The organism is Mesorhizobium sp. YL-MeA3-2017, from assembly GCF_030814575.1.
In the GTDB taxonomy this organism is placed as follows: Bacteria; Pseudomonadota; Alphaproteobacteria; order Rhizobiales; family Rhizobiaceae; genus Mesorhizobium; species Mesorhizobium terrae.
On record NZ_JAUSVH010000001.1, the window covers coordinates 2862218 to 2881672 of the forward strand.

25 protein-coding genes are annotated in these 19455 nt (G+C 65.2%); 17 read left to right on the plus strand and 8 right to left on the minus strand.

The genetic code is table 11. From position 1 onward, the window contains the following. Window positions 1–93: 93 nt before the first annotated feature. Window positions 94–576, minus strand: a complete 483-nt coding sequence (locus QFZ88_RS13755; protein ID WP_024923289.1) for an FxsA family protein — start codon at window positions 574–576, stop codon at window positions 94–96. A 199-nt stretch (window positions 577–775) separates the two neighbouring features. Between QFZ88_RS13755 and QFZ88_RS13760 the strand changes: the two genes are divergently transcribed. From QFZ88_RS13760 to QFZ88_RS13775, 4 genes are read left to right on the plus strand one after another with little or no spacing between them, the layout of a single operon-like run. Then, complete coding sequence (locus tag QFZ88_RS13760; RefSeq protein WP_024923290.1) at window positions 776–1486, plus strand: Tim44/TimA family putative adaptor protein; 711 nt, start codon at window positions 776–778, stop codon at window positions 1484–1486. 15 nt (window positions 1487–1501) lie between these two features. After that, the gene (locus tag QFZ88_RS13765) at window positions 1502–2608 is read left to right on the plus strand and encodes a murein transglycosylase A (RefSeq protein WP_024923291.1); all 1107 of its coding nucleotides are present in this window, start codon (window positions 1502–1504) and stop codon (window positions 2606–2608) included. Further along, window positions 2605–3135, plus strand: coding sequence for a Smr/MutS family protein (locus QFZ88_RS13770; protein ID WP_024923292.1), 531 nt, complete (start codon window positions 2605–2607; stop codon window positions 3133–3135). The genes QFZ88_RS13765 and QFZ88_RS13770 overlap by 4 nt, the downstream gene beginning before the upstream one ends. Next, window positions 3132–3497: a helix-turn-helix domain-containing protein gene (locus QFZ88_RS13775; protein WP_024923293.1), complete on the plus strand. Its 366-nt coding sequence runs from the start codon at window positions 3132–3134 to the stop codon at window positions 3495–3497. The genes QFZ88_RS13770 and QFZ88_RS13775 overlap by 4 nt, the downstream gene beginning before the upstream one ends. A 34-nt stretch (window positions 3498–3531) precedes the next feature. Here the strand turns inward: QFZ88_RS13775 and QFZ88_RS13780 are convergent, their stop codons facing one another. The 4 genes from QFZ88_RS13780 to QFZ88_RS13795 all read right to left on the minus strand — a co-directional run bounded on the left by QFZ88_RS13780 (window position 3532) and on the right by QFZ88_RS13795 (window position 8199). After that, window positions 3532–5124 (minus strand): peptide chain release factor 3, encoded by a 1593-nt coding sequence (locus tag QFZ88_RS13780; protein ID WP_024923294.1) that lies wholly within the window; start codon window positions 5122–5124, stop codon window positions 3532–3534. A 174-nt stretch (window positions 5125–5298) separates the two neighbouring features. Beyond that, complete coding sequence (locus QFZ88_RS13785; RefSeq protein ID WP_024923295.1) at window positions 5299–6213, minus strand: hypothetical protein; 915 nt, start codon at window positions 6211–6213, stop codon at window positions 5299–5301. A 13-nt stretch (window positions 6214–6226) separates the two neighbouring features. Beyond that, window positions 6227–7024, minus strand: a complete 798-nt coding sequence (locus QFZ88_RS13790; RefSeq protein ID WP_024923296.1) for a MerR family transcriptional regulator — start codon at window positions 7022–7024, stop codon at window positions 6227–6229. A 68-nt stretch (window positions 7025–7092) separates the two neighbouring features. Continuing rightward, complete coding sequence (locus QFZ88_RS13795) at window positions 7093–8199, minus strand: DNA alkylation repair protein (RefSeq protein WP_024923297.1); 1107 nt, start codon at window positions 8197–8199, stop codon at window positions 7093–7095. A 169-nt stretch (window positions 8200–8368) separates the two neighbouring features. Between QFZ88_RS13795 and QFZ88_RS13800 the strand changes: the two genes are divergently transcribed. From QFZ88_RS13800 to QFZ88_RS13810, 3 genes are all read left to right on the plus strand, one after another. Then, window positions 8369–8680, plus strand: coding sequence for an ArsR/SmtB family transcription factor (locus QFZ88_RS13800; protein WP_024923298.1), 312 nt, complete (start codon window positions 8369–8371; stop codon window positions 8678–8680). Continuing rightward, window positions 8677–9156, plus strand: a complete 480-nt coding sequence (locus tag QFZ88_RS13805) for an SRPBCC family protein (RefSeq protein WP_024923299.1) — start codon at window positions 8677–8679, stop codon at window positions 9154–9156. The genes QFZ88_RS13800 and QFZ88_RS13805 overlap by 4 nt, the downstream gene beginning before the upstream one ends. Window positions 9157–9397: 241 nt before the next feature. Continuing rightward, window positions 9398–9787, plus strand: coding sequence for an SRPBCC domain-containing protein (locus QFZ88_RS13810; protein ID WP_024923300.1), 390 nt, complete (start codon window positions 9398–9400; stop codon window positions 9785–9787). 85 nt (window positions 9788–9872) lie between these two features. Here the strand turns inward: QFZ88_RS13810 and QFZ88_RS13815 are convergent, their stop codons facing one another. Both QFZ88_RS13815 and QFZ88_RS13820 read right to left on the minus strand, forming a co-directional pair. Continuing rightward, a complete protein-coding gene (locus QFZ88_RS13815; RefSeq protein ID WP_024923301.1) occupies window positions 9873–10676 on the minus strand; it encodes a class II glutamine amidotransferase in 804 nt (267 codons plus the stop codon). Window positions 10677–10731: 55 nt separating this feature from the next. Further along, the gene (locus QFZ88_RS13820) at window positions 10732–10953 is read right to left on the minus strand and encodes a DUF6356 family protein (RefSeq protein ID WP_024923302.1); all 222 of its coding nucleotides are present in this window, start codon (window positions 10951–10953) and stop codon (window positions 10732–10734) included. A 100-nt stretch (window positions 10954–11053) separates the two neighbouring features. Here QFZ88_RS13820 and QFZ88_RS13825 point away from each other — a divergent pair, with 100 nt between their 5' ends. The 10 genes from QFZ88_RS13825 (at window position 11054) to QFZ88_RS13870 (ending at window position 18402) form a co-directional block, all read left to right on the plus strand. After that, on the plus strand, window positions 11054–11524 hold the full coding sequence (locus QFZ88_RS13825) for an Lrp/AsnC family transcriptional regulator (protein ID WP_024923303.1): 471 nt from the start codon (window positions 11054–11056) through the stop codon (window positions 11522–11524). 87 nt (window positions 11525–11611) lie between these two features. Next, window positions 11612–12154, plus strand: a complete 543-nt coding sequence (locus QFZ88_RS13830; RefSeq protein ID WP_024923304.1) for a Chromate resistance protein ChrB — start codon at window positions 11612–11614, stop codon at window positions 12152–12154. Window position 12155: 1 nt separating this feature from the next. Then, a complete protein-coding gene (locus QFZ88_RS13835; RefSeq protein ID WP_024923305.1) occupies window positions 12156–13382 on the plus strand; it encodes an MFS transporter in 1227 nt (408 codons plus the stop codon). Window positions 13383–13489: 107 nt separating this feature from the next. Next, window positions 13490–13975, plus strand: a complete 486-nt coding sequence (gene dut / locus QFZ88_RS13840; RefSeq protein ID WP_024923306.1) for a dUTP diphosphatase — start codon at window positions 13490–13492, stop codon at window positions 13973–13975. Continuing rightward, entirely contained in the window at window positions 13975–14634 is a 660-nt protein-coding gene (locus QFZ88_RS13845; protein ID WP_024923307.1) for an HAD family hydrolase, read from the plus strand. Before dut ends, QFZ88_RS13845 begins: the two co-directional genes overlap by 1 nt. A 153-nt stretch (window positions 14635–14787) precedes the next feature. Further along, window positions 14788–15594, plus strand: a complete 807-nt coding sequence (locus QFZ88_RS13850; protein WP_024923308.1) for an isocitrate lyase/PEP mutase family protein — start codon at window positions 14788–14790, stop codon at window positions 15592–15594. Between the two features lie 155 nt (window positions 15595–15749). Then, a complete protein-coding gene (locus QFZ88_RS13855; protein WP_024923309.1) occupies window positions 15750–16127 on the plus strand; it encodes a hypothetical protein in 378 nt (125 codons plus the stop codon). 190 nt (window positions 16128–16317) lie between these two features. Next, on the plus strand, window positions 16318–16635 hold the full coding sequence (locus QFZ88_RS13860; RefSeq protein WP_139116523.1) for a hypothetical protein: 318 nt from the start codon (window positions 16318–16320) through the stop codon (window positions 16633–16635). 103 nt (window positions 16636–16738) lie between these two features. Then, complete coding sequence (locus tag QFZ88_RS13865; RefSeq protein ID WP_024923311.1) at window positions 16739–17731, plus strand: adenosine kinase; 993 nt, start codon at window positions 16739–16741, stop codon at window positions 17729–17731. A gap of 89 nt (window positions 17732–17820) precedes the next feature. Beyond that, entirely contained in the window at window positions 17821–18402 is a 582-nt protein-coding gene (locus tag QFZ88_RS13870) for a histidine phosphatase family protein (RefSeq protein ID WP_024923312.1), read from the plus strand. Here QFZ88_RS13870 and QFZ88_RS13875 read toward each other — a convergent pair. Then, a complete protein-coding gene (locus QFZ88_RS13875) occupies window positions 18393–19367 on the minus strand; it encodes a LysR family transcriptional regulator (RefSeq protein WP_024923313.1) in 975 nt (324 codons plus the stop codon). The two genes, QFZ88_RS13870 and QFZ88_RS13875, sit on opposite strands and share 10 nt — an antisense overlap. Between the last annotated feature and the right edge of the window lie 88 nt (window positions 19368–19455).

Sequence of the window (19455 nt, forward strand, 5' to 3'; positions counted from 1 at the left end):
TGCTGGGCCGCTCGGCCCCAATTGAAATCGGGGCGTTGGCTATCACGGCAGGCGCGCCAAGACAAGATTTGCCGCCTGTTCAATCAGCCCCGCTCATTCGTCCTTGAGGCGGCGCCAGGGCGAATCGGCATTGGGGCCGCGCGAAAAGTCCTCGGCGTCGAGATCGATGGTCTTGTCGCGACGACGCTGGCCGAAGCCGCCCTGACCGAAGGACGAGACCACGGTGACGCGGCTCTTGAGCAGGCGCCAGGCAAGGTCGCGCACCGGCGGCAGCAGGAAAACCAGCCCGATGATGGACGTGATGAAGCCCGGCACCATTAAAAGCAGCGCCGAAAACACGGTCATGGCGCCATGCGCCAGCGGCCGGCTCGGGTCACGGCCGGCGTCGATCTCGGCGCGCGCCGTGGCCATGGTGCTGAAACCCTGGCGTCTAAGCAGCATGCCGCCTAGCATGGTCGAGGCCAGCACCAGCGCCACCGTGGCCAGCGCGCCGACCTGCTTGCCGACGATGACGAAGCCGGCGATCTCCATCAACGGCAGCGCCAGCAGGAGGAAAGGAACAAAGGAAAGACGCACAATTCGCCCGTTTGTTGTATGTTTAGCCATGGCGACCAATCGCCGCTGGCGTTCACTATATCAAATAGGTATGCGCCGCTTGCGTTTGAATGATGGCGCGCCACGTTCTATATGGTTTTATAGTTTGACGATCAGTCGCGAAATGGAGGCGCGGCCGGTTGAGTAGATTGGCCGCTTCGAGGATTGATTGGCGCAAGACATGGCATTTTTCGACTTCGGCACGATTTTCTTCCTGGTTGCGGCGATCGTGATCTTTTTCCAGCTGCGTAACGTGCTGGGCCGCCGCACCGGCAGCGAGCGGCCGCCCTTCGATCCCTATACGGCCGGGCGTTCGCGCGACAAGGATTCGGCCCAGGCGCAGGAGAACGTCGTTTCGCTGCCGCGCAAGCGCGCGCCGGGCGATGCCCCCGCGCCCGACGTCTATGCGGCGATCGATGCTTTCGCCAAGCCGGACACCGACCTCAACAAGGGCCTGCGCGCCATCAAGGACAACGACACCAGCTTCGAGCCGAAGGGTTTCGTCGACGGCGCCAAGATGGCCTACGAGATGATCGTCATGGCCTATGCCGACGGCGACCGCAAAACGCTGAAGAACCTGTTGTCGCGCGAGGTCTATGACGGCTTCGTTGCCGCCATTTCCGACCGCGAGGCCAAGTCGGAAAAGATCCAGTCCTCCTTCGTCGGCATCGACAAGGCCGACATCGTCTCGGCCGAGATGAAGGGTTCGGAAGCGCACATCACGCTGCGCATCGTCAGCGAGCTGATTTCGGCGACCCGCGACAAGGCCGGCACCGTCATCGACGGCGACCCGGAGACGGTTGCCGAGGTCAAGGACGTCTGGACGTTCGCCCGCGACAGCCGCTCGCGCGATCCGAACTGGAAGCTCGTCGCCACCGAGGAAGAAGACTGAGCCGGAGCCGCGCCGGTGCCGTTGTCGCCCCTCCTTTCGGCGCGCTCCTATGACGATCTGCCCGGCTGGGCAGACGACGACCACCTCGCCGCCTTCGAAGCCTTCCGCCGTTCGGCATTCCATGTACCGGTGAAACCCTACCGCACGGGCGCGCTCGGCATCGATTTCACCGCTTTCCATCAGGCCTATGAGGTGGCGCGCGCGAAGCCGCCGACGGACCGGGCCGCGGCCCGCGCTTTCTTCGAAAACCATTTCGCGCCTGTCCATGTTGCCGCCGAAGGCGATGGCGGCGGTCTCGTCACCGGCTTCTACGAGCCGGTGGTGGAAGCCTCGCCGGTGCGCACCGAAACCCATCGCTGGCCGCTTTTGGCGCGCCCAGTCGACCTGATCGACATCGACGACACCAACAGGCCTGCCGGCATGGACCCTTATCTGGCCTTTGCCCGGCAAACGGCGGCCGGGCCGGTGGAATATCACGACCGGGGCACGATCGAGCGCGGTGCGCTGGCCGGCCAGGGGTTGGAAATCGCCTGGTTCGCCGACAAGGTCGATGTCTTCTTCATCCATGTGCAGGGCGCCGCCCGCCTCAACATGACCGACGGGCGGCAATTGCGTGTCACCTATGCCGCGAAATCCGGCCAGCGTTTCACCGGGCCGGGCCGCGTGCTGATCGATGCCGGCGAAATTCCCTTCGAAAAAGTGACGATGCAGTCGATCCGCGCCTGGTTCAAGGCGCATCCGGAGCGCGTCGACGAAATCCTGTGGCAGAACCGCTCCTTCATCTTCTTCCGCATCGCGGCCGTCGACGATGCCGGGCTTGGTCCGGTCGCCGCGGCCAAGGTGCCGCTTTCCGCCGGCCGCTCGGTGGCGGTGGACCGGCTGTTGCACACATTCGGCACGCCTTTTTATATTGATGCGCCGACGCTGACGGCATTCGGCGACGGACCGTTCCGCCGGTTGATGATCGCGCAGGACACCGGCTCCGCCATCACCGGCCCGGCGCGCGGCGACCTGTTCGCAGGTTCCGGCGACGCCGCCGGCGAGATCGCCGGCGTGGTGCGCAACCAGGCCGATTTCTATGCGCTGGTGCCGCGCGCCCTGCTCGACGGGGCGGCGGGATGAGCCGGCGCGCCGAAAAACCCCTGTCGGAAGAGGATCGGGTTCTGTGGAACCTGGTGGCGCGCTCGGCCAAGCCGCTCAAAGGCAAGGCCACGCCCGAATTGCCGGAACTGATCGCGCCACAGGCACCGCAGCCCGGACCGGTTCCCGCTGCAACGACCATTGCCACGCCGGCCAAGCCGAAGGTTCAGGCGGTGCGGCATGTGCTGGACGAGCCGACGCTGGACAAGCTGTCCAAGGGCCGCTTGCCGATCGAGGGTCGTGTCGACCTGCACGGCATGACGCAGGACGAAGCCTACGCGCTGCTGTTCTCCTTCCTGCACCGCGCCCATGCCGGCGGCGTGCGTTATGTGCTGGTCATCACCGGCAAGGGTTCTTCGTCCGGCGGCGACGGCGTGTTGCGCCGTTCCGTGCCGGCCTGGCTGTCGACACCCGCCTTTCGGCCGCTGGTTTCCAGCCATGATCATGCCGCCCGCCATCACGGCGGCGGCGGCGCGCTTTACGTGCGCCTGCGGCGGGCGCGGGCATGACCCCGCTCGGCGAGCGCATTCGCGTGCTGCGCGAGGAACGCGGCGTCAGCCAGAAGAACATGGCGGCGGCGATCGGGGTGAGCGCTGCCTATCTGTCGGCGCTCGAACACGGCAAGCGCGGCGTGCCGAGCTGGACGCTGATCCAGAAGATCATCGGCTATTTCAACATCATCTGGGACGATGCCGAGGATTTGCAGCGGCTGGCCGAAAGCTCGCACCCCAAGGTCAGGATCGACACGTCGGGCCTTTCCCCCGCCGCCACCGAGCTCGCCAATCTGCTGGCTGACCGTATCGGTAAGATGAACGACGCCGATATCGGGCGCGTCACCGCGCTGGTGCGGGACATGGCGGGAAAAAGATGATCACTTACCCTTCCCCACATGGGGAAGGTAAACGCTACGCCGCCTTGTCGCGCACCTGATAGTCCTTGATCGCGGCGAAGCGGATCGCTTTCCAGCGCTCGGCCTCGTAGTTCAGCGAGAATTCGTGCTGGGCGAGGAACACCGGGTCGTTGTCGAGATCGCGGGCAATGTCGCCGCGATGCGCTTCGACGAAGCGCGTCAGGTCGAGCTTGTCGTCGGCGTCGATCCAGCGGCAGATCGAGAAACGCGACATCTCGAAATCGACCGGCAGCGAATATTCGACGTTGAGACGTTCCTTCAGAACGTCGATCTGCAGCGCGCCGACCACGCCGACGATGGCCGGTGAGCCGTCTTCGGGCTGGAACAGCTGCACGACGCCTTCCTCGGCCATCTGCTGCAGCGCTTCTTTCAGCTTCTTCGCCTTCATGGCGTCGCCGAGGCGAACGCGACGCAGGATTTCCGGCGCGAAGTTCGGCACGCCGCGGAACAATATGTCCTCGCCCTCGGTCAGCGTGTCGCCGATGCGCAGCGTGCCGTGGTTGGGGATGCCGACGACGTCGCCGGCATAGGCCTCGTCGGCGGTTATGCGCGAGCGGGCGAAGAAGAACTGCGGCGCCGACAGCGACATCGGCTTGCCGGTGCGCACGAGCTTGGCCTTCATGCCGCGCTTGAGCTCGCCCGAGCAGACGCGCACGAAAGCGATACGGTCGCGGTGGTTGGGGTCCATGTTGGCCTGGATCTTGAAGACGAAGGAGGTCATCTTCTCTTCCGTCGCCTCGACCTTGCGGGTGTCGGCCTCCTGCGCGCGCGGCGCCGGGCCGAAAGCGCCGAGCGCCTCGATCAGGTCGCGTACGCCGAAATTGCGCAGCGCCGAGCCGAAATAGACCGGGGTCAGGTGGCCCTGGCGGAAGGCTTCCAGGTCGAACGGCCGGCAGGCCTCGCGCGCCAGCTCCAGCTCCTCGATGAAGGCCGGGCGGTCATTGTCGGGCAACAGGCCGGCGGCGCGGTTGGAATCCGGGCCGTGCACGGGCGTGCGCTCTTCTTCCTCGTCGTTGCGGCGCACCGCGTTCTCGGCCAGGTGATAGGTGCCGGCGAAGGTCTTGCCCTGGCCGATGGGCCAGGTGATGGGCGCGGTGTCGAGCGCCAGCTTCTGCTCGATCTCGTCCAGGATCTCGAACGTGTCGCGCGCTTCGCGGTCCATCTTGTTGACGAAGGTGATGATCGGGATGTCGCGCAGGCGGCACACCTCGAACAGCTTCAGCGTGCGCGGCTCGATACCCTTGGCGGCGTCGATCACCATGACCGCCGAATCCACCGCCGAAAGCGTACGGTAGGTGTCGTCGGCGAAGTCCTCGTGGCCGGGCGTGTCGAGCAGGTTGAAGACGTTGTCGCCATATTCGAAGGTCATCACCGAGGTGACGACGGAGATGCCGCGCTCGCGCTCGATCTTCATCCAGTCCGAGCGGGTCTGGATACGGTCCTTCTTCGCCTTGACCTCACCGGCCAGCTGGATGGCGCCGCCGAACAAAAGCAGCTTTTCAGTCAGCGTGGTCTTGCCGGCGTCCGGGTGCGCGATGATCGCGAAGGTGCGGCGGCGGGCCACCGCCTTTTCGATGGTTTCGGTCATTTTTTCAGGAATTCCGTTCGTTGCGCCGGCTTCTACCAGCGACAAACCCGCCTGTCGAACGGAAACGGCGGCCAGCGCATGACCCAGAAAATCGGAATCGATCTTCGGAAAGGGTCATGCGCCGACTCAAAATGTCAGAGCGTCCTTTGCGCGTCCAAAAGGACGCGCGGCGTTCTAGAGGACCGCGCGCAGCCGCTCATAGGTCGGCGCCAGCTTCAGCAATTGCGTGGCCGCCGTCTTGTCGTCGCCGACCACCAGCGGGTGCTGCAGCGAGCCGATGAGGCGGGCTTGCCCGGCGGCGATCGCTGCCGCCTCCGTGCGGCCGATACGCGCAAGGCAAGTCGCGGCATCGTTGGCGCGGCGGGCGCCGACGCGGATGGCGAAGTGGATCATGTGGCCGCGCAGGCCGTCGTCGCAGCCCGCTTCGATCATGCCGGCCAGCCGTTCCGCCGCCGCGCCGTTGCCGAGGCTGCCCTCGGGCATGCCGGACACGCCTTCCATGGCAAGCCAGCGTCTTGCGGCCGGCAGCGACGCCTCGATCATCTCGGCCTCGTTGCGTTCGGCGACGCGCCGGAACGCCGTCCGCATCGCATAGGGCGTGCCATAACTCAGCGTCTTCGCAGCCCAGGCGGTCATGAAGTCGGCCAGCGGCAGGGTCGCATAAGGATAGCCCTGCGGATCGTGCATCAGCACGCGCTCCCCATCGACCTCCAGCACCACGACATAATGGTCTGCCTCGATCGGGCCGCGCATGCCCGGCTGGTGGTGCAGATGCCCCATTTCGAGCGGACCGACCCAGGCCGGACCGTTGGCCAGCGCCGCCTTCAACCGGGCAAGCGCGTCGTCGGCCGTGCCGCGGCCGGAGACCTCGGATGTCCAGCCCAGCGCGTTGAGCGTGTCGTCGAAACCTTGTTCGGGGTCCCAGCCATAGGGGTCGAACAGGGGCAGCTTGCCGCCGATCAATTGCATGCCGAACGGGCTCGACGTGGCGAATTCGATCACGGCGACGGAGGGCGCCGCATCGCCGAACATCATGGCGAAGGAGTTGGCGTAGCAATACGGGCCGGAGCCGACATAGTTGACATGCATGCGTTGGGTTTCCTCAGGAACTGATTGGATAGGCGATGTCGAAGCGCGCGCCATCGCTGCCGGGATAGGTCTCGGACGGGCTGTCGGTAGCGGCGAGACCGTTGCGTTCGATCCACGCTTCGAGCGCGTCGTAGACTGCAAGTACCAGCGGAAAATCCTCGTGGCCCGCCGGCACCGGCACGAAGGCCTCGCGCCGTGCCGGCAGCAGCCGGACATGCAGGTCGCCGACCGGTTCGACCGGCCCCTCGCAGGCGATCGCGACCTCCACCCAGCCTTCGCTGTCGCGGGTGGTGAGATCGTGATGGTGCACGCTCATCGACCCGTCATGGGCGAAGCCTGAAGCGGCAAGATGTGCGCGGATGTCGGTCTGCGCCTGTGCCATATAGGCGTCGAGATCAATGGTCGTCGCTAGCCGCCGGCGGCCGACGATCTTGGTGGCGGGAACGTCACGCAGCGCGATCGACAGTGCCGGTCCGCCGAAATCGGCCTGGCGCACCATCGCCTCGACCAGGTCGGCGTGACCGGCAAGGCGTTCGCCCTGTGCCTCCAGCCAGGTCCGCAATTCCACTGCGCGCGCCTGTGGTGAAAGGTCGAGCAGGGCCGCGATGCGCGCCACCGGCAGGCCGAGCTGGCGCAGGCGGGCGATCAACCTAGCGCGCGGCGCCTGCTCCGGCGCGTAGTAGCGATAGCCGGTCTGCGGGTCGACATGGGCAGGCACCAAAAGGCCCTGCTCGGCATAGAGCCTGAGCGCCTTGGGCGAAAGCCGGGTGGCCGCGCCGAAGCGGCCGGCAAGCAGATGGGGACGGGTCATGGCGCCTGTCTAAGGCTTGCCCCAAGGGCGAGGTCAAGCGCTCATCGCGGGCGTTTTTCGACCGTCGGTCAGAGTGCGAGATCGAAGCCGCCGGTCGCCAGCGTCTCGCCATTGACGATCAGCTCGACGCGGTGATGACCGGCATGGTGCTTGCGCGTGGTGAAATCGCGCACGGTCTGGCCGATCGAAAATTCGGCGCCAGCGCCGGGCGCCAAGGCGATCTCCTTCAGCTTGAACACTTTCTTCGATGCCGTGCCGGCCTTCTTCACATAATGGACGGCATAGTCGACCACGAGTTTCTGTTCGGTCGCTGCGCTGGAGACGAGGCGCGCGTCGAGCTGGATGCGCTCGCCGAGACGGATCGCCGCCGGCGTCACCGAAAAATGGCCGATACGCACCTCCGGCTTGCCGGTGGTGCCGATCAGCGCCAGCGCACGCGGCTCGCCCTTCTTGATCATGGTGCGCAGCGCGTGCCTGACGATCCAGGCGGTGTGGGCATTGCCCATGTCCCAGGCCGAGACCTGCGCGATCACCCGGTCTGGATTGTCCTTGGTGATGTCGTTGAGGTGGTTGGCCACCGATTTTCGCACATAGAGGCTGGGGTCGCTGTTCAGCGCCTCCAGGATCGGCGCGGTCGGCGCCGGGTCGGCGATCAGGTTCTTGAGGTTGAACGACCATGGCAGGCGCGGCCGCGAACCTTCGCTGGCCAGGCGCCGCACATGCTCGTTGTCGTCCTCGGCCCAGCCAACCATGACGGCAAGCGTGCGTTCGAAATCGCGGGCGAGGAAATGGCGGATGGCGAATTCGGCCGAGCCATAGCGGGTGAACAGATGCAGCGCCCGCATCGACAGGTCGAAATGGTCCTGCCCGTAGAGTGCGACGAATTCCGGCAGCACGATCGAGGCGAAGCCGTGGTTGATGCGCGGCGCCAGCGCGGTCAGCACCTCAAGCGCTTCGCCATAGGAGCCGGGCAAGGTGACATGGAAACTCACCGCCGTCTGCCGCAGCCGTTGCATGATGCCAAGCGCGTCGAGATTGTCGGTGGCGAGTGCCAGGAAACGTTCGGCGTCGAAACCGGGAGAAATGGCCGCTGTCTCGGCGGCGAAATGGCCAAGCCGCGCGCGGTCGAAAATCTCTTTCAGCGCTGGCGCGGCCTGGGTGGCGGTGTTGTCCATATGCTCGTCCTGTTCTGTCCCGTCAGCCCTGACGAATCGTGGCGGCACGCTACACCAGCCTGCTGTCAACGGACTGTCAGGAGCTTTGACCGGCGCGCGGCTCTACAGCACAAAATGGCGAGACCTGCATCATTCTTGACTAATCATCAGTTTACACTTATGATTAGTTATGACTTATGATTACGCGCAGATAGCCGCTCTGGCCGACCCTACCCGGCGGACCATCTTCGAAAGGGTGGCGCAGCGGCCCTGCTCGGTGGCCGAGATCACGCGCACGCTGCCGGTGTCGCAATCGGCGGTGTCGCAGCATCTCAAGGTGCTCAAGGAGGCGCAGCTGGTACGCATGCAGCCCCGGGGCGCGCGCAACATCTATCACATCGACCCGGCCGGTCTCGGCCGCATGCGGGCCTGGCTCGACCGGCTCTGGGGAGACGCGCTCGACGAATTCAAGCTCAAGGCGGAAATGGAGGACCAGACATGACAGCCACGATTTCACCGTCGCCGGTGCGCCGTTCGGTCACCGTCAAGGCAAGCCCGGCGCGGGCTTTCGAGGTCTTCACATCGGGCTTTTCGAGCTGGTGGCCAAAGACCCACAGCATCGGCACCGTCCCGCTCAAAACGGCGACCATCGAGCCCCGTGCCGGCGGGCGCTGGTACGAGACCGGCGAAGACGGCAGCGAATGCCCATGGGGCGATGTGATTGCCTGGGAGCCGCCGCAGCGCATCGTCCTGGCATGGCGTATCGGCACGGACTGGAAATTCGATCCCGATCTCCTCACCGAAGTCGAGGTCAGGTTCGTTCCCCTCGCCAGCGGCGGAACCCGCGTCGATCTCGAACACCGGCTGCTTGAAAACATGGGTCCGAAGGCCGAGGAAACGGCCGTGATGCTCGATTCCGAAGGCGGTTGGGGCGGCATCCTCCTGGGCTTCGGCGCCGTGCTCGACGCTACGGCTTGACGCGATCCGAACTTTGCGAACAAACGGCCCGCCATCGTTTGCGGGCCGTTTGTTGTCGTTGACCGCCATAACCGACAGGCGGATAATATCCGCAAAGGCGTCGATCATTCGACGCCGCTCCACAGCGCCGCGCGTCCCTTCGGACGCCCAAAGCACACTGTGGACGTCGAGTTGTGCATGACCCGTTCGGAGAACCGATCCCGGTTTTTTGGGTCATGCACCAGCGATCCAGGAGGTCGCTATGACCATCCATCAGGAAGTTCATTTCAAAGGCACGCCGAAGGACATCTACGACCTGCTGCTCAACTCCGCCCGCTTCCAGGCAATGACGGGCGGACGCTCGGCTCACATCTCGACGCATGAGGGCGGCGAGGTGTCGATGTTCGGCGGCGACATCGAAGCCCGAAACGTCGAGCTGGTGCCCAACCGCCGCATCGTCCAGACCTGGCGCTCGCGCGCCTGGCCCGAAGGCATCTTTTCGATCGTCCGCTTCGAGTTGCAGGCCGATGGCACCGGCACCAGGCTTGTCTTCGACCAGAACGGCTATCCCCAGGCTACCCATCATATGCTCGAAGACGGTTGGCAGAAGATGTACTGGGGGCCGATGAACCACGCGCTGAAGCATCACTAAACGAAAGTGTCGGCTTCCATCTCGTTGGGTTCCTGTAAGTCCATGCGCCGGTAGCCCAGGCGAGCGGAAGGCAGGCGGTCGCCGCTTATTCGGCCGCGACAGGACGTCTTTCCGAGACCGGCGCGAAAGGCCGGATGACGATGTCGGCCCTGGTCATGACGACGAAGCTGGATGGCGGCACCGGCTGCCATTCGGCGTTTTCGCGGTCAAAGGGTTCGGAGACGATGCAACGGCCCGTGCCGTCGCGAAACGACGAGGTGTAGAGCGTCGGCGCCGTCGCGTCGGTGGCGTAACGCACCGCAAACAGCGTCTCGCCGTCGGAAAAAGCGGCGGTGAGTTTCAGCGCCGGATCGATGCCGGCACGCCGCGCCGCCGAGACCACCCGGGCGGTCGCGCGTTCGAGCGCGCCTTGCGGGTCGTCGTCCAGCCCCTCGTCGATCATCAGGTGAAAGAACAGCTCGGAATCGGTGGTGCCTTCGAGCTGGTCGTAGAGCGCGTCGGGCAGCGTCGCTTCCAGGGCGCGGCGGATGCGTTCGAAGCCGCCGATCTGGCCGTTGTGCATGAACGCCCAGCGGCCTGACACGAAAGGATGGCAGTTGGCGCGGCTGGTGGCGCCGCCGGTCGAGGCCCGCACATGCGCCAGGAACAGGCCGGAACGGATCTGCCGGCACAGGCTTTTCAGGTTCGGGTCCGACCAGGCCGGCAGGATGTCGCGATAGAGGCCGGGCTCGGCGCGGCCGCCATACCAGGCAAGGCCGAAACCGTCGCCATTGGTCGGCGACTTGGCCTCCTGCGCGCAATGGCTCTGGGCGATCAGCGAATGGCATGGCGCGGTGACGATGTCTTCCAGAAAGACTTCCTCACCGAGATAGGCCGCCCATCGGCACATTCTGCTCAGCGTCCTTCAGGCGCCAGGTTCGGGAGGCTCGAAGCCTCCGGCAGGGTTACGCCTGCGGTCGCCGGTTGTGGGTGCGCTCGTAGAGCTGGCGGATGGTCCTGCTCGCCGTAGTCTCGAACAGGAAGGGTAAGAAAGCGTGAATGAGCGCGGCCGAGCCGGCCAGGAACAGCTTGCCGGCGAACCAGCCGGCAAAGCGCATATGCTCGAAATAGGTTTCGTCGACCGAGTGTGGATGGTCGGTGAACAGGCGGGCGATGCGCGCGGTCATGTGATTCTCCCATTTCTGCCGCCATGGTTCCACGCTTCGACGGAACGGGAGTCCCAAATTGTCCTTGTTTCGTGGTCGCAGTTGGGACAAACATCCCAAGATGGAGCATGAACTCGATACGCTAGACCGGCGAATCCTCGCCGAGCTGCAACGCGACGGCACCTTGTCGGTGGACCAGCTTTCCGAGCGGGTCGGCCTGTCGCGCAACGCCTGCTGGCGCCGGGTGAAACGGCTGGACGACGAGCGTTTCATTATCGGCCGCGTCGCCCTGGTCGATGCCGACAAGCTCGGCCTCGGCTTGTCAGTGTTCATCATCGTGCGCACCTCCAGCCACGACCCGGACTGGCTGGCGAAGTTTCGTGCCGCGGTCACCTCCTTTCCCGAGATCACCGGGGTCTATCGCATGTCGGGCGATCTCGATTACGTGTTGCGTGCCCGCGTCGCCGATGTGAAGGCCTATGACCGGCTCTACCAGCGCCTGATCGCCAAGGTGCCGCTGTCCGACGTCTCGGCCTCCTTCGTCATGGAGGAAATCAAGGAGACGACGGTGGTGCCGGTGGAGGTTCGATAGGCAATCGCCGGACAGCGGTGCCCGATGACATTCTGGACAACGGTGGTTTGAGCTCATATGTTACAACCGTAACATTGAGGCACAACCATGGTATCATTGTCCTGGCTTCTCCTCACCTACAAGGTACCGCCGGAACCCGCCGCCAAACGCATCGCGCTGTGGCGGCGCCTCAAGGGCATGGGTGCGGTCTATCTGCAGAACGGTGTCTGCCTTCTGCCCAAGACCGACGACCATGTGCGCCGGCTGAAGATGATCGAGAACGACATTCTCGAAATGGCGGGCGAATCCGTCATCCTGGAAACCGTCGCGCTCGATCGCGCTCAGGAAGAGCGGGTGGTGCAGCGCTTCCGCGCCGACCGCGACGACCAGTATCGCGAGTTCCTCGGCCGCTGCGCCGATTTCGAAGCCGAGATCGCCAAGGAGATCGCGATCAACAAGTTCACCTATGCCGAGCTTGAGGAGGAGGACACCGACCTCAAGAAATTGCAGGGCTGGCTTGAGAAGATCAGGAAGCTCGATTTTTACCAGGCGACGCTCGCCGGGGAGGCAGAACAGCGCTTGCGCGCCTGCGAGGCCCTGCTGGACGGATATGCCCGGCGCGTCTTCGATGCGCATGACGAGAACCGCTGAGATGGGCGGCCAACAGGGCACTGGCAAAGATCGGGCGGACGGGGCTCGCCGCGGGCTCCCGGCGGGCGTCTGGGCGCTCGGTTTCGTCTCCATGTTCATGGACATCTCCTCGGAGATGATCCACGCCTTGCTACCGGTCTATATGGTGGCGGTGCTCGGCACCTCGACGCTCGCCGTCGGCATCATCGAAGGCATCGCCGAGGCGACGGCGTCGATCACCAAGATCTTCTCCGGCGCGCTCAGCGACTGGCTCGGCAAGCGCAAGCTGCTGGCGGCGCTGGGTTATGGTCTTGCGGCGATAACCAAGCCCATCTTCCCGCTGGCGCCGTCGATCGGCTGGCTGGTAACCGCGCGTTTCATCGACCGCGTCGGCAAGGGCATTCGCGGCGCGCCGCGCGATGCGCTGATCGCCGACATCACGCCGCCCGAACAGCGCGGCGCCGGCTTCGGGCTGCGCCAGTCGCTCGACACTGTCGGCGCCTTTGTCGGGCCGTTGCTGGCGATCGTTTTGATGTGGCTGACCGCCAATCATTTCCAGGCGGTGTTCTGGATCGCCGTCATCCCGGCCTTCGTCGCCGTTGCCCTCATCATTGTCGCCGTCAAGGAGCCGAAGCGCGTCGAGGGGCAGCGCCGGGTGCGCATGCCGTTGCGGCGCGACGAACTCAAGCGCCTCGGTCCGGCCTTCTGGTGGGTGGTGGCAGTGGCCGCGATCTTCACCCTCGCCCGCTTCAGCGAGGCGTTCCTGATCCTGCGGGCCCAGTCGATCGGCCTGCCGCTGGCTCTGGTGCCGATCGTCCTGGTGGTCATGAACCTTGCTTATTCGCTTTCCGCCTATCCCGTCGGCGTGCTTGCCGATCGCATGGACCGCCCGACCCTGCTTGGCCTCGGCCTGGTATTGCTCATAGTGGCTGACCTCGCACTGGCGTTCCTGCCCAACGTGGCAGGGCTCGCGGCCGGCGTTCTTCTATGGGGGCTGCATATGGGTTTCACGCAAGGCCTGCTGGCGACCCTGGTCGCCGATGCCGCCCCGGCGGAATTGCGTGGAACAGCTTTCGGCATGTTCAACCTCGTCACCGGTCTCGCCTTGCTGGTCGCGAGTGTCGTCGCCGGCGCCCTATGGGATCAGTTCGGACCCCAGGCCACCTTCCTTGCCGGCGCGGCCTTTGCATTGCTCACCCTGATCGCGCTTTTATCCATGCGCCGCCGCCTGTCGGCGAAAGCCGGTTAGCTGGCTTTTCAACCGCCGTGGCAGACCGCTTCCCGCCACCAAAGAATCCCGTTGAAACCCCGGTGGGCGGTTGACTTGGCACGCGGTCGGGCCGATAGGATCGCGCCATGCACCCGACATCGAAAACTTCACCCGTCCTTGGCCCGACGGTCGGTTTCGTCCGCCTGCCGCATGGCGAGGGGCTGGAGCTTCCAGCCTATGAAAGCACCGGCGCCGCTGGCATGGACCTGCGCGCCGCCGTTCCCGAAGACCGGCCGCTGCTCATCCTGCCCGGCAGGCGCGTGCTGGTGCCGACCGGGCTGGTCATGGAAATCCCCGAGGGTCTGGAAGGCCAGGTGCGGCCCCGCTCCGGCCTCGCGCTGAAGCACGGCATCACCTGCCTCAACACACCGGGAACCGTCGACAGCGACTATCGCGGCGAGGTCAAGGTGCTGCTGATCAACCATGGCGACGAGGAATTTTATGTCGAGCGCGGCATGCGCGTCGCCCAGATCGTCTTCGCGCCCGTTGTCCAGGTGCGGGCCGAGGAACGCAGCCTCGCCGGCGGCACGACACGCGGCGGCGGCGGTTTCGGGTCGACCGGAACGGCTTGATGACGTTGCCGGAACTGGTCATCTTCGATTGCGACGGCATTCTGGTCGACACCGAGAACATGGCCAATGAGCGGCTGGCCGTCTGGCTGACCGAGGCCGGTTATCCCGCCGATTTCGACTATTGCCGCAAGCATTTTTCCGGCCGTTCGATGGTCTCGGTACGCAACGAGATCCTTGAAACGGCCGGTATCGACCTCGGCGAGGATTTCGCCGACCGCTGGAACATCGGCCTGCCGGAGCTGTTCGCCAAGGGCGTCGACGAGATCCCGCATGTGCGCGACGTCATCGACGCCGTGCGCGCCGCCGGCATTCCCTATTGCGTTGCCTCCTCGGCGCGCGTTTCCAAGATGCACATCACGCTCGGCGTAACCGGGCTTCTGCCTTTGTTCGAACACGCCATGTACAGCGCCACCATGGTCGGCCGCTCGAAACCCTTCCCCGACCTTTTCCTACATGCGGCGAGGGAAATGGGCGTCGCGCCCGAAAACTGCATCGTCATCGAGGATTCGGTGGCCGGAACCAAGGCCGGCATCGCCGCCGGCATGCGGGTGTTTTCCTATCACGGCGACCCCCATTCCGATCCCGAAGGCCTGCGGGAGGCCGGCGGCATCCTGTTCGCCGACATGCGCGAACTGCCGAGCATGGTCCCGCTGCGCTAGCGCCGCGCCTTCCATGACGGTTCGATCAAGCCTCGACGCCGACTTTTGGCAGGAGTGTTGAGCGGCCTGGGCCTGCGCCAACGGCATTCGTTTGCCCGGCCCCGAAGGGCTCGCTAGGATTAGCCCAATCGCACAATTGCCGGAGATATTTCAATGGACAAGGGCAAGACCTTCAGGGATTTGCACGCCGAGACGTTCGTCATTCCCAACCCGTGGGACGTCGGCTCGGCCAAGCTTCTTTCATCCATGGGCTTCAAGGCGCTGGCCACCACCAGCGCCGGCCACGCCTTCTCGCGCGGCCTGCCCGATGGCAGCATCACCTTCGAGGCGATGATCCAGCATTGCCGCGAGATCGTCGCGGCCACCGCGCTGCCGGTGTCGGCCGATCTCGAGAAGGGCAAGGGCGACAGCGCCGAAAGCGCCGCCGAGACCATCTTCGCGGCCGAGGCTGCCGGCCTTGCCGGTTGCTCGATCGAGGACCATACCGGCGACGCGGACAAGCCGATCTACGATTTCTCGCAAGCCGTGGAGCGGGTGGCGGCGGCGGCCGAGGCCGCGCGGGCCTTGAAACGCGACTTCGTCTTCACGGCGCGCGCCGAGAACTTTTTGCACGGCCGGGCCGACCTCGACGACACAATCCGCCGGCTGCAGGCCTATGAGAAGGCCGGCGCCGACGTGCTTTATGCGCCGGGTATCGCCGACGTTGCTTCGGTGCGCGCCGTCTGCCAGGCGGTCACGCGGCCGGTCAATGTGCTGGCGGTGCCCGACTTCACCGTGCCGGCATTGGCGCAAGCCGGCGCCAAGCGCATTTCGGTCGGCTCGCAGCTTGCCTGCGCCGCCTTCAGCGCATTGGAGCGGGCCGGCCGCGAACTGCTCGACGTCGGCTCCTTCACCTTCAACCGCGCCAACACCATGACCTTCCGCCGCCTGAACGAGCTGTTCTCGACGGAACAGGGTTGACGGCGACGCACGTCGTTCCAGCAACGTGTGCCGACGCGGCGTTGAACCAGGCCGGCCCGCTCTCATTGCGCGGGCTGGCGCTCGCGCCTACTATGATGCCCGCGCCAAATTCATCGCCGATGCGAATGACGCGCCCGGCCAGGGTTCCTGTTGAGATGAATGTTGCGATCCGCGTTCTTTTTATCGCCGCCTTGCTGGCGGGTTTCGGTTCGCCGGTGCGTGCCGACGAGAAGGGTGAGCTTGCCGCGCTGGTCGATGCGCTGCGCAACGAAATCGCCGCCTGCTGGATGCCGCCTGATATGACCGGCGCGAAACCCATCTCGGTGGTGGTTAAGGTCAGGCTGAAGCGCGACGGCTCGCTGGCCGCCAAGCCGGTGGCCGAGAACCCGCCCAAGGCCAAGGAGGCGAAGCTGCTCGCCGCCAGCGCCGTGCGCGCGGTGGAGCGCTGCGCGCCTTTTCACAGTATGGCCGGCACCCGCCTGCCCTACGAGCGCTGGCGCGAGCTGAAACTGAACTTCGCGCCGGTGTTTTGAGCCGGTTTGCCGGCACGCAAGGCGACCGTTGTGCCCAATCCCTGTTTCAATCTACGGTAGGACCCGCTGATGTGCAGGGGGAAGCCAAGGCATGCATTCACGGGCCCGGTGCGTTCTGGCCACTCTGTTGATGTGCGCTCCAACCGTGTCTGCGGAAGCCGGCGACAAGGCGGCTGCCGGGAAGATCAGTATGGCCGCCATGGTGGCCATGCGGGAGAAGATCGACAGCTGCTGGTCGATACCGGCGGGCGCGGTTTCAGGAGAAACCATCTTGTTTCAGGCGAAAATTCTCGTCCGCTTGAAGCCCGATGGCTCGTTAGCTGAAAAACCGACGGTCCGGGAGCCTCAAAAAGGGAAAGCATTTCGGCTCTACGCAGAGAGCGCCATACGCGCCATCGAAAAATGCGCTCCTTACACCATGCTGCGCCCTTACCCGCACGAGATATGGAGCGAGATCGTCGTCACTTTCGCACCTAGCGACCTCAACGCGCCCCGGCCGCAGCAATAACTTGCAAAATCCGGCCATTTCTGTAGACCCGCGCGCGGCCGGCATGGCAGAAAGCCAGGGTTTTGGGCCATTTGACTGGACCCAGCCCCGCGCGGAGACCTGAATGCCGGAATATGATGTGCTGAGCATCGGCAATGCCATTGTCGACATCATCGCCCAATGCGACGAGGCCTTCCTCGCCGACAACGGCATCATCAAGGGCGCGATGAACCTGATCGACGCCGAGCGCGCCGAACTGCTCTACCGTCGCATGGGACCCGCCGTGGAAGCGTCCGGCGGCAGCGCCGGCAACACCGCCGCCGGCATCGCCAGCTTCGGCGGTCGCTCCGCCTATTTCGGCAAGGTCAGCCAGGATCATCTGGGCGAAATCTTCACCCACGACATCCATGCCCAGGGCGTTGCCTTCGACACCAGGCCGCTGCAGGGCACGCCGCCCACCGCGCGCTCGATGATCTTCGTCACGCCCGACGGCGAGCGGTCGATGAACACCTATCTCGGCGCCTGCGTCGAGCTCGGCCCGGAAGATGTCGAGGCCGACAAGGCCCGTGGCGCGGCCGTCACCTATTTCGAGGGCTATCTGTGGGATCCGCCGCGCGCCAAAGAGGCGATCCGGCTGACGGCGCAGCATGCCCACGCCGCCGGCCGCAAGGTGTCGATGTCGCTGTCGGACAGTTTCTGCGTCGACCGTTACCGTGGCGAATTCCTCGACCTGATGCGTTCGCGCACGGTCGACATCGTTTTCGCCAACAGCCATGAGATCAAGTCGCTCTACCAGACCGCTTCCTTCGATGAGGCGCTGGCGCAGATCCGCAAGGATTGCCGCATCGCCGCCGTCACCCGCTCCGAGAAGGGGTCGGTCATCGTCCATGGCGACGAGACCTTCGTCATCGAGGCCACCAAGATCCATGAGCTGGTCGACACCACCGGCGCTGGCGACCTTTATGCCGCCGGCTTCCTGCACGGCTACACCAAGGGTCTCGACCTCAAGACCTGCGGCGATCTCGGCTCGCTGGCGGCCGGCCTGGTCATCCAGCAGATCGGCCCGCGTCCGCGCCAGAACCTCAAGCGCGAGGCCGAGCAGGCGGGGTTGCTGTAGCGTCTTTTTCCTTTTCCCATGCGGGAGAAGGATCATGGCGCCGCAAGACGAAATCCGTATAGTCCTCGCCGCGACAAACGAGGACGAGCATGGCGAGCCCCTATCCCGAAATCACCCTGGTGCGGCACGGCGAGACCGAGTGGAGCGCCACCGGCAAACACACCGGCCGCACCGATATTCCGCTGACCGGCACGGGCGAAGACGCCGCGCGCGGGCTGGGCGACCGCTTGAAGGGCAGGAGTTTCGCCGCCGTCTGGTCGAGCCCGTCTTCCCGCGCGCGCCGCACGGCGGAACTGGCCGGCTTCGGCACCGACGCCGTGATCGAACCCGACCTCGCCGAATGGGATTACGGCGCCTATGAGGGGCTGAAGACGAAGGAAATCCTGGTCGAGCGCCCCGGCTGGAACCTCTACCGCGACGGTTGCCCGGACGGCGAAAGCGTGGCCGAGGCCGGCGCCCGCGCCGACCGCGTGGTTCAGGCGTTGCGCGCGGTGAATGGCAACGTGCTGGTTTTCTCTTCTTCGCATTTCCTGCGCACGCTTGCCGCCCGTTGGCTCGGCCTGCCGGCCCCGCAAGGGGCGCTGTTCGTGCTCGATACGGCCAGCATCTCGGCGCTCGGCTACGAGCACGACATGACCGAGCCGGTGGTGCGCCGCTGGAATCAGGTCTGAGCTGTTTCCACCGCTCGCGATTGGGATGCCGCGCCGGTGCCCGGACCGGGCAAGGCCTCGCAGCGGGCGGCGAACAGCCGCTCGCAGATGAAATCCACGAACACCCGGACCTTCGGCGACAATTGCCGGTTCGACGGCCAGATCAGGCGGAACTGGCCCGGCGCGTCGAGATAGCGGTCGAGCAGCGTCACCAATTCGCCTTTGGCCACCGGCTCGCGCGCCAGGAAATCCGGCATGCAGCCGATGCCGAGGCCGGCAAGGGTGGCGCCGCGCAACGCCTCCATATTGTTGCAGGTGAGCACGATGTGCCGGCGCGGTTCCGGCTCGCCCTCCGGCAGGGTCAGCGGCCAGTCATGCAGCTTGCCGCTGTTGGGGAAGCGGAAGAGGATCGCCCGATGGCCGTCGAGGTCGCGCGGACAGGCGGGGCTGCCGTGGCGCTCGAGATAATCGGGGGAAGCACATAAGAGCATTTGGAAGGGCCTGAGCGCCCGCGCCATCAGCCGCGAATCGGGCAGGTCGCCGCTGCGCAGCGCCACGTCGACGCCCTCGTCGATCAGGTCGACGATGCGGTCGTTGAAATCGAGGTCGATCTCGACTTCCGGATAGAGCCGCGTGAATTCCGGCAGCACCGGCAGGAACAGATGATAGCTGACCACCGGCGCGCTGACCCTCAGCCGCCCGCGTGGCGTTTCCACCGCTTCCGCCAGCATCGCCTGGGCGTCGTCGAGGTCGTCCAGCACCCTGCGGCAGCGGTCGTGGAACAGGCGCCCTTCTTCGGTCAGCCTTAGACTGCGGGTCGAACGCTGCAGCAGGCGAACCCCCAGCTGCTCCTCCAGCCGGGTCACCGCCTTGCCGACCGCCGACGGCGATAGCCGAAGCACCCGCCCAGCGGCGACGAAACTGCCGAGATCGGCCGTGCGCACGAAGGCGGCGAGCCCGCTCAGCCGGTCGAGGGAGCGATCCATTCGAGCGTTTCCTTCCATGATAAGCGGAACGTGACCGGCATTTTGTCCTGATTACCGCAAAACTATCATGAAATGGTCATTCAACAAG